Below are 12599 nucleotides of genomic sequence, written 5' to 3'. Positions count from 1 at the left end.
TTCTTCTCAGCCGGGATCGAAGGCGGTCTTCCCATGTCGTGGATTCTCCTTCAGGACTGACACAACAGCCCTGCCACGAATCCTGACGCGCGACAGAAGAACTCCCCCCGCTCAGCCAGCTGGGAACGTCCCCGGGAGAACGCGGTCTCAGCAGGCGGGGCCTGCGCCACCGACGGCTGCTCACCCAACCCACCAGCCGCCAACACGCCGCCCTGCCCCGCGGCACCCGGCGCCGGTGTCGAGGACGCGACCGGCAGGTCCACCACCCTCACCGGCTTCTGCGCCGCCGCCGGGCGCGGCGGCTCAGCCACCGCCAGCTCACCGGTCGTCAGCACCACCGCCGACGCCACCGACACAGCCACCACCGAGCGCAACGCCCGACGAGACGGCCACACCACACGACCCGACACACGCAGCAGCGACCCACGCACAGCCGACGACCCCCGCACTCAAACCACTAGGGCCGCCGGCGGCGGCAACCAGCGCGATTTCTACCCGGGCCGCGGCATGTCCCGCCACCAGATCGGCAAAGATCGTCCGTGCGCAGTGGCTCACACCCCGGCGAGGCACCGGTTCGGTGCTGTCAGGAGCCTGACGCGGAGTTGAGCCGCGCGGCCTGCCGGACCAGGTGGTCGCGCTCGCGCTGGTCGGTGGCCCGCTCGGCGGCTCGGGCGTACAGACGCGCGGCGAGCGCGAGGTCGCCGTCCTGCTCGTGCAGGTAGGCGGCGGCCGCGGTGTGGCGCGGCAGGTCGGGGTCGAGCTCGGCCAGGGCTGCCAGGCCGACGCGCGGGCCGTCGGCGTGGCCGAGGGCGACGGCCCGGTTGAGGCGGGCGACCGGGTTGTCGGTCAGGCGCACCAGCTCGTCGTACCACTCGACGACCTGCACCCAGTCGGTCTCGTCCGCCGAGGGGGCGTCGGCGTGCAGGGCGGCGATGGCCGCCTGCGCCTGGTACTCGCCGAGGCGGTCGCGGGCCAGGGCGCGCTGCAGCACCCGCACGCCCTCCGCGATCAGCGTGGTGTCCCAGCGGCTGCGGTCCTGGTCGGCCAGCGGGACGAGGCTGCCGTCGGGGCGGGTGCGGGCGTCCCGACGAGCGTGGTGCAGGAGCATCAGGGCCAACAGCCCGGCGACCTCCTCGTGGTCGACGGCCGCGGCGAGCTGGCGGGTCAGGCGGATCGCCTCGGCCGCGAGGTCGACGTCCCCCGAGTACCCCTCGTTGAACACCAGGTACAGGACGCGCAGGACCGTCGCGACGTCCCCCGGCCGGTCGAGCCGCACCTCGGCGACGGTGCGCTTCGCCCGGCTGATCCGTTGCGCCATCGTGGCCTCCGGCACCAGGTACGCCCGGGCGATCTGCCGGGTCGTCAGGCCACCCACGGCCCGCAGCGTCAGCGCCACCGCCGACGCCGGGCTCAGCGACGGGTGCGCGCACAGGAAGTACAGCCACAGGCTGTCGTCCGCCGACGTCACCAGTCCGGGCGCGGGCTCCTCCTCCACCAGCGTCTCGCGCCGCCGGCGGGAGGACTCGGCGCGGACGGCGTCCAGGTGCTTGCGCCACGCCGTCGTCACCAGCCAGGCCCGCGGGTCGCGCGGCGGGTCGCTGCCCCACCGCCGCACGGATTCGACGAGGGCCTCCTGGACGGCGTCCTCGGCCGCCGCGAAGTCTGCTCCGCGGCGGACGAGGACGCCGATCACGGCCGGCACCAGGGTGCGCAGCCGGTGCTCGTCCACCAGCTCGTCCACCAGGTTGTCCACCGGCTCGCCCGAGGAGTCAGTCGGTGACGGTCGGCGGCATGCTGAGGAAGGGCCGGACCTCCAGCCACTCGCGCAGCGGCTCCCCGCCCTTGCCGGGTGCGGCCGACAGCTCGCCGGCGAGCTCGAGGGCCCGGTCGTAGCCGTCGACGTCGACCACCATCCAGCCGGCGATGAGGTCCTTCGTCTCGGCGAACGGTCCGTCGGTGACCGGGGGCCTGCCCTCACCGTCGAAGCGGACGAACGTGCCCTCCGGCGACAGCGCCTGCCCGTCGACGAACTCCCCCGTCTGCCGCAGGCGGTCGGCGAAGTCGTCCATGTACCGGATGTGCGCGGTGACCTCGTCCTCGGACCACTGGTCCATCGGGGTGTCGAACAGGGGCGTGGGGCCGCCGCGGTAGTGCTTGAGCAGCAGGTACTTGGCCATGTCGGTCTCCTCGTGCGGTGCGGCCCATCGTGGCCGCTCTCACCCCTGGGACGGAACAGGCCGCGCGATCTCGACACGGCGCCCGGAGCACTTCTCGCCGGCGCCCGTCAGCGCCACGTCCCCGGGCCGTCGGGCACCGGACCGCCGTACCAGTGCTCGATCAGCCGGCGGGCGATCGACAGCCCGGACGGCGGCAGCACCGTCCCGTCGGCGACCCCGGCAGCGAGCTCCTCGCGGGTGAACCAGCGGGCGTCGCTGATCTCCTCGTCGTCCACGACGACGTCGTCCGACAGCGCGCGGGCGGTGAAACCGAGCATCAGGGACGCGGGGAACGGCCACGGCTGGCTACCCAGGTACTCGACGTCCCCGACGGCGACCCCCACCTCCTCGGCCACCTCGCGGCGCACCGCCGCCTCCAGGGACTCCCCCGGTTCGACGAAACCGGCGAGCGTGGAGAACCGGCCCTCGGGCCAGGCGGGGTTGTGCCCGAGCAGCAGCCGGTCGTCGCCGTCGACCACCGTCATGATCACCGCGGGGTCGGTGCGCGGGTAGTGCTCGCTGCCGTCCTGGGGGCAGCGCCGCGTCCACCCGGCCGTCGCGACCTCCGTGGGGTGCCCGCAGCGGGGGCAGTGGGTGTGGGTGCGGTGCCAGGCGGTCAGCGCCACCGCGGTGGTGAGCAGCCCCGCACCCAGGTCGTCGAGGACGGCGCCGAGCTCACGCAGCCCGAGCCAGCCGTCCTCCGGCTCCGCGTCCACGGCCAGGTGCGCGACGCCGTCCGCGTCCTGGCCGAGGAACAGCCACGTCCCGGTGGGCTGCTCCCCGACGTCCAGGGGCGAGAGCACGCCGAGGGCGGGACCGTCGCCGGCGTCGACGACGGGGACCCGGCCCCCGCCGACGCGCAGCACGCGCGTGCGCGGATCCGCCCAGCAGGCGCCCAGCAGGCCGGGGTCGGTGCGGCGGTAGCCGGCGCGGTCGAGGGCGGAGCGGGACAGCGTCAGACCGGGCAGCCGGGGGTGCATGCGCCGACCGTACGCCCGCCCCGTCCGGCCACCGGGACCGGCGACGCGCCGAGCGCGGTCCCCGGCGTCCCCCGGGCACCCGGTGCGCCTACGGTGGACGCCGTGCAGCGCTCCCCGTTCGTCCTGGCTGCCCTGGCCAGTGCCGCCGTCCGCGACCTCGACCCCGTCGGCACCCGCGCGGCCGAGGCCACGGCGGACGACGTCGACGAGGCGGTCGTCGCCGACGCGCGCGGGCGGGTCTGGACGGTGCGCGCGCCGCGAAACGCCGCCGCCGGCGCGCTGCTGGAGTCCGAGCTCGGTGTCCTGGGCGCCCTGGCCGACGAGCGCGCGACCCTGCCCTTCGCCGTCCCGGAGCCCGCCGGGACCGTCGCGCTGGACGAGGGCGGGCGTGCCGTCGTCCACCCGCACCTGGGAGGCACACCGCTGCACCCGGGGGTGCTGCAGCCCGGGCGCGGGCTCGCGGCGCGGCTGGGCACGGCGCTGGCCGCCGTCCACGACGTGCCGCGGGAGGTGCTGGAGGACGCCGGCCTGCCGTCGTACGGCGCCGACGAGTACCGGCAGCGGCGGATCAGCGAGCTGGACCGGGCCGCGCAGACCGGCCACGTCCCGGCCCCGCTGCTGTCGCGCTGGGAGAAGGCGCTGGAGGACGTCGGACGCTGGCGGTTCCAGCCGTGCGTCGTCCACGGCGACCTGGTGGCCGAGCACGTCCTCGTCCAGGGGGTCGACGTCGTCGGCGTCCTCGGGTGGGCCGAGGCCCGCGTCGCCGACCCCGCCGACGACCTGGCGTGGCTCGCGGTCGGCGCGGACGAGGAGGCCCTCGACTCGGTGCTGGAGGCCTACGCGGTCGGGCGCGCGGACCAGCCCGACCGGCACCTGCCCGTCCGGGCGCGGCTGGCCGGGGAGCTGGCGCTGGCCCGGTGGCTGCTGCACGGGGTGCGGGGCGACGACGCCAAGGTCGTCGACGACGCCACCCAGATGCTGCGTGACCTCGCCGAGGACGTCGGGGACAGCGCGCTCTGACGCGCCGGCGGGCCGCTGACCCCGGCCTGCCGCCCGGCTGCCCCGCCGCGGAAAGATGTGGCCGGGGATCCGGGTTGCACCACCGAAGCCATACCCCTCGGGGTACCCTGGTGAGACCGAGACGAGGAGCGGGACATGCAGATCGAGGACGACGTCGTCACGTCGGTGACGAACCGGCTGCGACGGGCCGAGGGCCAGATCGCCGGGGTCATCCGGATGCTCGAGTCGGGCCGCGACTGCAAGGACGTCGTGACCCAGCTCGCCGCCGTCTCGCGAGCGCTCGACAAGGCCGGGTTCGCGATCATCGCCTCCGGGCTGGCACAGTGCGTCGCCGCCGGCGAGGAGGGCGAGGTCGACAAGGCCCAGATGGAGAAGCTCTTCCTCTCGCTCGCCTGACGTGGCCCGCCCCGTCCGCACGCACGACGAGTCGCGGCACCGCCTCGGCGTGCTCATGGTCCTGGGTGGGGTGGTCTCGGTCCAGGTCGGCTCCTCCTTCGCCAAGGGCCTGTTCGACCAGGCCGGACCGGCCGGCGTGGTGTTCCTGCGGCTCGCGCTCGCCGCCGTCCTCGTCGTGGCGATCGCCCGCCCGCGCCTGGCCTACCTGCGCCACCGCAGCGCCCTGCTGTTCGGGGTGACGCTGGCGGGGATGAACTGGGCGTTCTACGAGTCGCTCGACCGGATCCCGCTGGGCGTCGCCGTCACCTTCGAGTTCGTCGGCCCACTGGGTGTCGCCGTGGCGCAGTCCCGCCGCCGGGCGGACCTGGCGGTCGTGGCGACCGCGGCCGCGGGGATCGTCCTGCTGGCCCGCAGCGGCGAGGAGCGCCTCGACCTCGTCGGCGTCGGCCTGGCGCTGCTGGCCGGCCTGTTCTGGGCCGGGTACATCCTCATGTCCGCGCGGGTCGGGGCCGCCCTGCCGGGGACCGCCGGGCTGGCGGTCGCCCTCGTCGTCGCCACCCTCGTCGTCGCACCCGCCGGGGTGGTGTCGCTGTCCGGGAACCTCACCGTCGCGCTCCTCGCCGGTGGGCTCCTGGTGGCGCTGCTCTCCTCGGCCATCCCCTACTCCCTCGAGCTCGAGGCGCTGCGGCGCGTGCCCACCGCGGTGTTCGGGGTGCTGATGAGCCTGGAGCCCGCGGTCGCGGCGCTCGCCGGCCGGGTGGTGCTGTCCGAGCAGCTGCTGCCCCGGCAGTGGCTGGCGATCGGCCTGGTCGTGGTCGCGTCGGCCGCCGCGGCGACACGCGCCCCGGAACCGGCGGCGCCGCACCCGGACTGACGCCGGACCGGCACCGTGCCCGCCCCCGCACCGGGCACGGTGCCCGTCGACGTCACCCGCGGCGGCTCAGCACGCCGAAGGACGCCGCGAGGACCACGGCGAACGCCGTCACGAGCCCGCCGAGGACGACGACGGCGTCCGCGCCGACCCCCACGGCGACCGTCGCGGCCGCCGTCAGCGGCAGGCTGAGCAGGCCCACGACGGCCAGCGCCCGGGTGAGCAGCGCGTCGTCCCGCTCGTCTCCGGTCTGGGTCCACGCGCGCTCGAAGCTGGACGCCGACCCGCGGCCGACCCGCCACGCGGCCACGGCCGCTCCCACCAGGCCGACGGCGGCCCCCTGGAGGAAGCCGTTGCCCATGTTGCCGGGGCCGTGCTCGCGCAGGAGCAGCCCGCCGACGAGCACCGCCGCGAGGACGACCAGCATCACCACGACGAACGTCGCCTTGTGCCGGGCGGTCAGGGGGCCGCCCGCGGGGCGGCTGGTCTCAGGGCTCGACATGGAAGATCTCCTCGACGGTGCGGTGGAAGTGGCGGGCGATCGCGATGGCCAGCGGGAGGGACGGGTCGTAGCGGCCCGTCTCGATCGAGTTGACGGTCTGCCGGGACACCCCCAGCGCCTCGGCCAGCTCCCGCTGGGAGGCCCCTTGGGCGAGCCGCAGCTCGCGGACGTCGTTCCTCACGATCACCTCGGGCGGTCGGTGTCAAGCGGACTTGTCGTGTCAAGGATGCTTGTCGTCCCCAGCGAATGTCAAGGGTGCTTGTCCTCCGTCCCGGGTGACGGGCCGGATGCGAGGATCGGCTCATGAGCGTCGTGAAGATCAACGCGATCACCGTCCCCGAGGACAGCGGCGACGAGCTCGCCCGCCGGTTCGCCGCCCGCGCGGGCGCCGTCGACGACCAGGACGGCTTCGAGGGCTTCGAGCTGCTCGCACCGACCGACGGCCGCACCACCTGGCTCGTGGTGACCCGCTGGCGCGACGAGGAGGCCTTCCAGGCGTGGGTGACCTCCCCCGCCTTCTCCCGCGGCCACCGCGGCGGCGGCGAGGAGCAGCCCGAGGGGCACGGCCACGGCCACGGCGGCAGCGCCGGCCACGGCCACGGTCACGGCGAGGGCGGCCAGGAGCGGCCGGTCGCCGTGAGCAGCGAGCTGTGGTCCTACCGGGTCGCGGGCGGCTCCGGCGCCGACGAGGGCCCCGTGGCCGGGTAGGTACCGGGTCGTCACGACGACTGCGCGCCGAGCAGGTCCTGCGGCATCCTGGGATCCCCGCCGTACGATCAGGTGACAGGGAAGGGAGCCGGAGGATGAGCGTCACCGTGCCACTCGCCTCGGGGACGCCCCTGACGTGGGAGATGTACGAGCAGCTACCGGAGGACCTGCGTGCCGAGTACGTCGACGGGCGCCTGCAGATGACGCCCAGCCCGACCCGGCAGCACCAAGCGGCCTGCCTGCGCCTGGCCACCGCCCTCCAGGCGGTCGTGCGGGACGACACCCGCGTCGCGTTGGCCTGGGCCTGGAAGCCGGACGTGGACGAGTTCATCCCCGACGTCATGGTCCATCCGGTGACCACCGAGCAGGTGCGGTTCACCGGCACCCCCCTCCTGGTGGTCGAGGTGCTGTCCACGAACAGGTCCACCGACCTGGTGCTCAAGACCAACCGGTACGCGCGTGCCGGCCTGGCCCACTACTGGGTCCTGGACCCGACGACGGGCACGCTCGACGCGTTCGACCTGACCGAGGACGGCCTCTACGCCCGCGTCGCCCAGGTCACCGCGGGCCAGCCGCAGGAGGTCGTCTTCGGCCCGTCGACGCTGCAGGTCGACGTGGCCGCCCTCCTGGCCGACTAGGTCAGCGCCGGCAGCGCCGTCGCTTCGTCGATGAGCGCGAGGATCCCGGCGTCGTCGAGGGTGTCTGCCAGCCGGACGGTCTCCCCGGTCGAGGCGTAGAAGAACGCGGCGCCGACCGCGTCCAAGGGCAGGTCGTGCAGGCGCGCCCACGCCAGCCGGTAGACCGCGAGCTGCACCGCGGCGGCACGGCGCCGCTCCCCGGTGGGCGGCGTCCCGGTCTTCCAGTCCACGACGTCGAAACCGCCCTCGTCGCGCGGGAACACGGCGTCGATCCGACCGCGCAGCACGATGCCGCCGACGGGCGTCTCCACGTCGACCTCCACCGCCACCGGCGCGCGGTTCGCCCACTCCGACGCCAGGAAGACCTCCTTCAAGCGCGGCAGCTCGGCGTCGTCCGCTGCTCCCTCGTCCTGGGCACCGGGCAGGTCCTCGACGTCGACGAGGGCGTCGGCGCGGAACCGCTGCTCCAGCCAGGCGTGGAAGGCGGTGCCGCGGCGGGTCGCCGGGTGCGGCGGCGTGGGCATCGGACGGCGGATCTGCTCGGCCAGCCCGCCCGGGTCCGACGCGAGCTGGACCGCCCGCGACGCCGACAGGTGCACCGGCAGGACGACGTCCCGTTCCGGCCGGGACGCCAGCTCCCGCTCGGTCAGCAGGCGCTCCACCTCGCGGTCCCACTCACCTGCCTGGTCCGCGTCCGCCGCCCGCGCCGCGGCGCCGTCGTGCTCACCGCCCCTCGGCAGGACGGGGACCTCCGAGGACTGCTGGCGCTCCACCTCGGCGAGGACCGCGCCCGCCGCCGCCTCGACCGCGGGCCGCCGGGTCCCGAGCGGGTCGTACGGCCACGCCGCGCGCCGTGGCTCGGCCAGACGCGGGTTCTCGTCCTGCTCCGGGCCCTGCTCGATCACCTCCGGCTCGAGCCCCTGGACGACGACGCGCGGGTCGCCGGCGAACGCCTCGGCGACCTCCAGCAGGAACCGTGACGGCCGCCGCGGCCGCTTGCCGTCCTGCCACCAGGACCCCGACAGCAGCAGGTCGCGGCGGGCCCGGGTCGCGGCGACGTACGCGAGCCGTCGCTCCTCGGCCACGTCGTGCGCCCCGCACGCGCGCTTCAAGTCCTTGACCGCCGTGTCCAGGTCCTTGAGGTGCGTCGCCGAGCGCCAGCCCCAGACGGGCAGCGAGTCCACGTCCCCGCGCAGGTCGTACGGGAGCACACCCAGCCCCGACAACCACCCCGGGGCCGTGTCCTCGCCCTCACGGGATGACGTCGACGGGAAGGACCCCTCGACGAGACCGGGCACGGCGACGACGTCCCACTCCAGGCCCTTGGAGGCGTGGACGGTCAGCAGCTGGATCGCCGTCCGGCTCGGCTCGGCGGTCTCCGGGGGGTGACCGGCCGCGCCCTCGTCGGCCTCCTCGGCCTGGTTGAGGCCGCGTTCACGCTCGGCGGCCGCCCGCAACCACGACAGGAAGCCCCCGAGGGTCGGGCGGTCGGCCGAGTCGGCGAAGGACGCCGCCACGTCGGTGAACGCGTCGAGCTGGGCCCGGGCCGTGGCGGGCGCGACACCGGGGACGGCGGCGAGCTCGACGTCCAGGCGCAGGGTGCGCTCGACGTCCGTGACGAGCTCGGGCAGCGGCGCGGACGCCCGCCGCCGCAGCCGGGCCAGCTCACCGGACAGGCGGGTCAGCCGCTCGTACCCCGCACGGGTCAACCCGCGCCCGTGCGGCCCGACCCACCCGGGGGCGGGCAGGTCGTCGAGCGCGTCGACGAGGCTGCGCTCGTCGACGGCGTCGGGGTCGACCAGCACCTCCTCGTCGACCGGCTGCGCGTCCCGGCCGGGCGACGGCGCCGGGCGGTGCCGGGCGTGCAGGGCGCGAGCCCACTCGCCGAGGGTCTCCAGGTCCTGCGGCCCGATCCGCCAGCGCGGCCCCGTGAGCAGCCGCACCAGCGCGTCACCGCGGGTCGGGTCGTGCAGCACCTGCAGGGTCGCGACGACGTCGACCACCTCGGGGCGCTCCAGCAGCCCGCCGAGTCCGATGACCTCGACCGGCAGCCCCCGCTCGCGCAGCGCCTGCTCCACCCCGACGAACTGGGACCGCTTGCGGCACAGCACCGCCATCGTCGCCCGGGGGCTGCCCTGCGCCACGGCCTCGTCCTGGGCGTGCCACGCACGCTCCAGGTCGTCGGCCAGCGCCGCGTTCTCCTCCTCGACCGTCGCGCACCACCGGGCCACCACCCGGCCCGGCCCGGCGCCCGGCCGCGCGGACAGCTCGCGGACCTCGACCCGCGACGACGCGGTCAGCGGCGCGGCCAGCGTGTTGGAGACGTCCAGCACGGCGTGGTCGTTGCGCCACGACGTGCTCAGCCACGCCACCGGCGCGGGCGTGCCGTCGGGGCGGGGGAAGTCGCTGCCGAAGCGCTCGAGGTTGCCGGCGCTGGCCCCGCGCCACCCGTAGATCGACTGGTGCGGGTCGCCGACCGCGGTGACGGGGTGGCCCCCGCCGTACAGCGAGCGCAGCAGCATCAGCTGCGCGGTGCTGGTGTCCTGGTACTCGTCGAGCAGGACGACGTCGAACCGGCCCCGTTCACCCGCGCCCACCTCGGGCACCTCCCGGGCCAGCCGCGCGGCCAACGCGACCTGGTCACCGAAGTCGAGCGCCTCGAGCTCGCGCTTGCGCCGCTGGTAGGCCTCCAGCAGGGGCACGAGCCGGCGGCGCGCCGCCAACGCCGCCAGGGCCTTGGCGCACTCCCACGACCGGGGCGGGACGGCGGGGGCCCCGCCCGCGTCGTCCTTCGGCAGGGCACCGAGCCGCTCCAGCAGCTCGTCGAGGTGGTCGCCGAGGTCCGCGGGCTCGACCAGGTGCTCGGCGCACTCGGCGGACAGCGCGACGAGCCCCTCGACGACGGTCGACGGGGCCCGGTCGACGGCCGCCAGGTCCTCCGCCCAGCCCTCGACCACCTCCTGGGCGAGCTGCCAGCTGGCGGCCTCGCCGAGCAGGCGCGAGCGGGGCTCCACGCCCAGCCGCAGCCCGTGGTCGGCGACGACCGACGCCGCGTAGGAGTGGTAGGTCGCGATCGTCGGGTCGGCCAGCTCGACACCGTCGGGCACGGCGAGGCCCCCGGCGGCGCGCAGCTGGCGCAGTCGCAGCCGCACCCGGTCCGCGAGCTCCCCGGCGGCCTTGCGGGTGAACGTCAGGCCCAGCACGCGGTCCGGCGCGACGAGCCCCGCGGCGACGAGCCAGACGACGCGGGCGGCCATCGTCTCGGTCTTGCCCGACCCGGCACCGGCGACGACGAGCATCGGGCCGAGGTCCGCCTCGACGACGCGGGCCTGCTCGTCCGTGGGCCGGTGCTGGCCGAGGCGCTCGGCGACCTGCGCGGCGGTCGGCCGCTGGCGAGCAGGTGCCACCGTCACCTGCTCGGCGGCGGCGGCCTCCTCGAGCAGGTCGAGCTGGACCGGGCGCGCACGCTCACCAGCAGGGCGCGCCCCGCGCGGCTGCTGCCTCACTGCTGCCCCACCTGCCGGCCCTCGGGCTGCACCGGGCAGCTCGCCGCGACCGGGCACACCCGGCACAGGGAGTTCTCGACCGCCTCGAACGCCGCCGCCGCCATCCCGTCGGCGACGTCCTCGAGCAGGCGCCGCGCCCACTGCGGGTCGTCGGACGCCTGCAGCGGCGGCTGCTTCTGCTCGGCGTGCTTGGCGTAGCTGCCGCCGACCTGCACGAGCGCCGCCCCGCCGCTGCTCGTCCCGTGCTCGGCGAAGGCACCGGCCTCGACGGCGACCTGGTACGTCGCCAGCTGGGCGTGCTCGGCCACCTCGTCCCTGCCGGGTCTGCTGCTGCCGGTCTTCAGGTCGACGACGACCAGGCGCCCGTCGGCGTCCCGTTCGAGGCGGTCGACGCGGCCGCGCACGTCGGCGCGACCGACGCGTGCCGAGAAGTCCTCCTCGACGGCGACGAGCTCGCGCCCCGACGCGGCGAGGTACTGCGCCAGCCGGCGCACCATCGCGTCGGCCCGCTCCCGCTCGCGCGCCCCGATCCACGTCCTCGGCAGGCCGAGCGTCGCCCAGCGCCGCTCGAGCGCCGCAGCGAGCTCGTCGTGGCTGCCGTCGGGGTGCTCGGCGGCGACGTCGTGGACGAGGGTGCCCACCGACTGGGAGGTGCTGTCACCCGCCGTCCCGCCGCTGCTCTCCAGCAACCACCGCAGCGGGCACCGCCCGAACGACTCGACCTTCGACGGCGAGACCCGCACGGCTTCCTGCGGGGCGCGCAGCGGCCCGTCGCCGGCGAGGTCCGCCAGCCCGTACCAGTCACCCGGGTGCGCACCAGGGACCCCGGCGCGGGCCAGGCGGCCCAGCTGACGGGTGGCCTCGGACCGCCGGGCGGCCGTGACGACCCGGCCGCTGCCGTCCCGGTGGCCGTCGGCGGTGAGCAGCACCTGCCGCAGCTCGGCGACCAGGGCGGGCAGCGACACCTGCCGCGGTACCGCGGTGAAGCGCCGCTCGCCCTCCGTGGTCAGCGTCGCGACCTGACCGGGCGCCTCGGCACCGGGCAGCGCCGGCGGGTCGACGAGGTCGACGAACGGGGAGGGACGCTCGTCGGCGTCCCGGACGGCGGTCACCACGACCCGGTCGCGCGAGCGGCTGACCGCGACGTGCAGGAGCCGACGCTCGTCCGCCAGCACCTGCGCGCGAGCCGCCGCAGCCGCCTCCCGGGACGCGGCGTGGTCCGTCCCCACGCCGGCGCCACCCCCGGCGCCACCCCCGGACGCGCGGCCGCCGGGCAACCGCCGGTCCGTGACGACGTCCACGAGGTCCTGCGCGCCGAGCAGCGACCCACGCAGGCGCAGGTCCGGCCACACGCCGTCCTGCACCCCGGCGACGACCACGAGGTCCCACTCGCGACCCGCCGCGCCCTGGGCGGTCAGCAGCGCCACGGCGTCCGTCCCCGACGCCCGCTCGGCCAGCGTGTCCGCCGGCACGTCCTGGGCGTCGAGGTGGGCGAGGAACTCGTACGCGCCGGACGCGGGGAGCCGGTCCACGAACCGGCCCGCCGCGTCGAACAGGGCGACCACGGCGTCCAGGTCGCGGTCGGCCCGCCGGCCGCCCGGCCCACCGGCCAGGGCCTGCCGGCGCCACACCGGTGCCAGGCCCGTCGCGTCCCACAGCGCCCACAGCACCGCCTCGGCGTCCGCGCCGTCGGCGGCGGCCGACCGCCCCGCAGCGAGCACCCGGGCCACCCGGGCGCCCGGCTCCGCGGTGCGCTCGGGCA

General features: G+C 76.1%; 12 protein-coding genes. 5 read left to right on the top strand and 7 right to left on the bottom strand.

The features are described from left to right. Nucleotides 1-583 precede the first annotated feature (583 nt). The 3 genes from ACYVQV_RS18690 to nudC form a co-directional block, all read right to left on the bottom strand. Nucleotides 584-1729, bottom strand: a complete 1146-nt coding sequence (locus ACYVQV_RS18690; protein WP_461024830.1) for an RNA polymerase sigma factor — start codon at nt 1727-1729, stop codon at nt 584-586. Between the two features lie 40 nt (nt 1730-1769). Further along, the gene (locus ACYVQV_RS18685; RefSeq protein WP_461024828.1) at nt 1770-2177 is read right to left on the bottom strand and encodes a YciI family protein; all 408 of its coding nucleotides are present in this window, start codon (nt 2175-2177) and stop codon (nt 1770-1772) included. A 107-nt stretch (nt 2178-2284) separates the two neighbouring features. Continuing rightward, nucleotides 2285-3196 (bottom strand): NAD(+) diphosphatase, encoded by a 912-nt coding sequence (gene nudC / locus ACYVQV_RS18680; protein WP_461024827.1) that lies wholly within the window; start codon nt 3194-3196, stop codon nt 2285-2287. A 102-nt stretch (nt 3197-3298) separates the two neighbouring features. On the opposite strand from nudC, the gene ACYVQV_RS18675 reads away from it, so the two are divergent. The 3 genes from ACYVQV_RS18675 to ACYVQV_RS18665 all read left to right on the top strand — a co-directional run bounded on the left by ACYVQV_RS18675 (nt 3299) and on the right by ACYVQV_RS18665 (nt 5486). After that, the gene (locus ACYVQV_RS18675) at nt 3299-4216 is read left to right on the top strand and encodes a phosphotransferase (protein ID WP_461024826.1); all 918 of its coding nucleotides are present in this window, start codon (nt 3299-3301) and stop codon (nt 4214-4216) included. Between the two features lie 135 nt (nt 4217-4351). After that, complete coding sequence (locus ACYVQV_RS18670) at nt 4352-4612, top strand: metal-sensitive transcriptional regulator (protein WP_461024825.1); 261 nt, start codon at nt 4352-4354, stop codon at nt 4610-4612. Between the two features lies 1 nt (nt 4613). Further along, a complete protein-coding gene (locus ACYVQV_RS18665; RefSeq protein WP_461024824.1) occupies nt 4614-5486 on the top strand; it encodes an EamA family transporter in 873 nt (290 codons plus the stop codon). 52 nt (nt 5487-5538) lie between these two features. Here the strand turns inward: ACYVQV_RS18665 and ACYVQV_RS18660 are convergent, their stop codons facing one another. Next, complete coding sequence (locus ACYVQV_RS18660; protein WP_461024823.1) at nt 5539-5985, bottom strand: hypothetical protein; 447 nt, start codon at nt 5983-5985, stop codon at nt 5539-5541. Further along, a complete protein-coding gene (locus ACYVQV_RS18655) occupies nt 5972-6166 on the bottom strand; it encodes a helix-turn-helix transcriptional regulator (protein WP_461024822.1) in 195 nt (64 codons plus the stop codon). Before ACYVQV_RS18655 ends, ACYVQV_RS18660 begins: the two co-directional genes overlap by 14 nt. Before the next feature lie 122 nt (nt 6167-6288). On the opposite strand from ACYVQV_RS18655, the gene ACYVQV_RS18650 reads away from it, so the two are divergent. After that, the gene (locus ACYVQV_RS18650; RefSeq protein ID WP_461024821.1) at nt 6289-6693 is read left to right on the top strand and encodes an antibiotic biosynthesis monooxygenase family protein; all 405 of its coding nucleotides are present in this window, start codon (nt 6289-6291) and stop codon (nt 6691-6693) included. Nucleotides 6694-6788: 95 nt separating this feature from the next. Further along, complete coding sequence (locus ACYVQV_RS18645) at nt 6789-7331, top strand: Uma2 family endonuclease (RefSeq protein WP_461024820.1); 543 nt, start codon at nt 6789-6791, stop codon at nt 7329-7331. Here ACYVQV_RS18645 and ACYVQV_RS18640 read toward each other — a convergent pair. Together ACYVQV_RS18640 and ACYVQV_RS18635 are read right to left on the bottom strand one after the other, a co-directional pair. After that, nucleotides 7328-10738, bottom strand: coding sequence for an ATP-dependent helicase (locus tag ACYVQV_RS18640; protein ID WP_461024829.1), 3411 nt, complete (start codon nt 10736-10738; stop codon nt 7328-7330). The genes ACYVQV_RS18645 and ACYVQV_RS18640 overlap by 4 nt on opposite strands. 95 nt (nt 10739-10833) lie before the next feature. Next, a partial coding sequence (locus tag ACYVQV_RS18635; protein ID WP_461024819.1) for a PD-(D/E)XK nuclease family protein occupies nt 10834-12599 on the bottom strand: 1766 nt, incomplete at its 5' end.

Source organism: Thalassiella azotivora, from assembly GCF_054781695.1.
This window is presented reverse-complemented; position numbering and strand designations above follow the sequence as displayed.

Coding starts and splice junctions, on each gene's coding strand:
- ACYVQV_RS18685 (WP_461024828.1), bottom strand. CDS start 2,177: ATGGCCAAGTACCTGCTGCTCAAGCACTACCGCGGCGGCCCCACGCCC.
- nudC (WP_461024827.1), bottom strand. CDS start 3,196: ATGCACCCCCGGCTGCCCGGTCTGACGCTGTCCCGCTCCGCCCTCGAC.
- ACYVQV_RS18670 (WP_461024825.1), top strand. CDS start 4,352: ATGCAGATCGAGGACGACGTCGTCACGTCGGTGACGAACCGGCTGCGA.
- ACYVQV_RS18660 (WP_461024823.1), bottom strand. CDS start 5,985: ATGTCGAGCCCTGAGACCAGCCGCCCCGCGGGCGGCCCCCTGACCGCC.
- ACYVQV_RS18650 (WP_461024821.1), top strand. CDS start 6,289: ATGAGCGTCGTGAAGATCAACGCGATCACCGTCCCCGAGGACAGCGGC.
- ACYVQV_RS18645 (WP_461024820.1), top strand. CDS start 6,789: ATGAGCGTCACCGTGCCACTCGCCTCGGGGACGCCCCTGACGTGGGAG.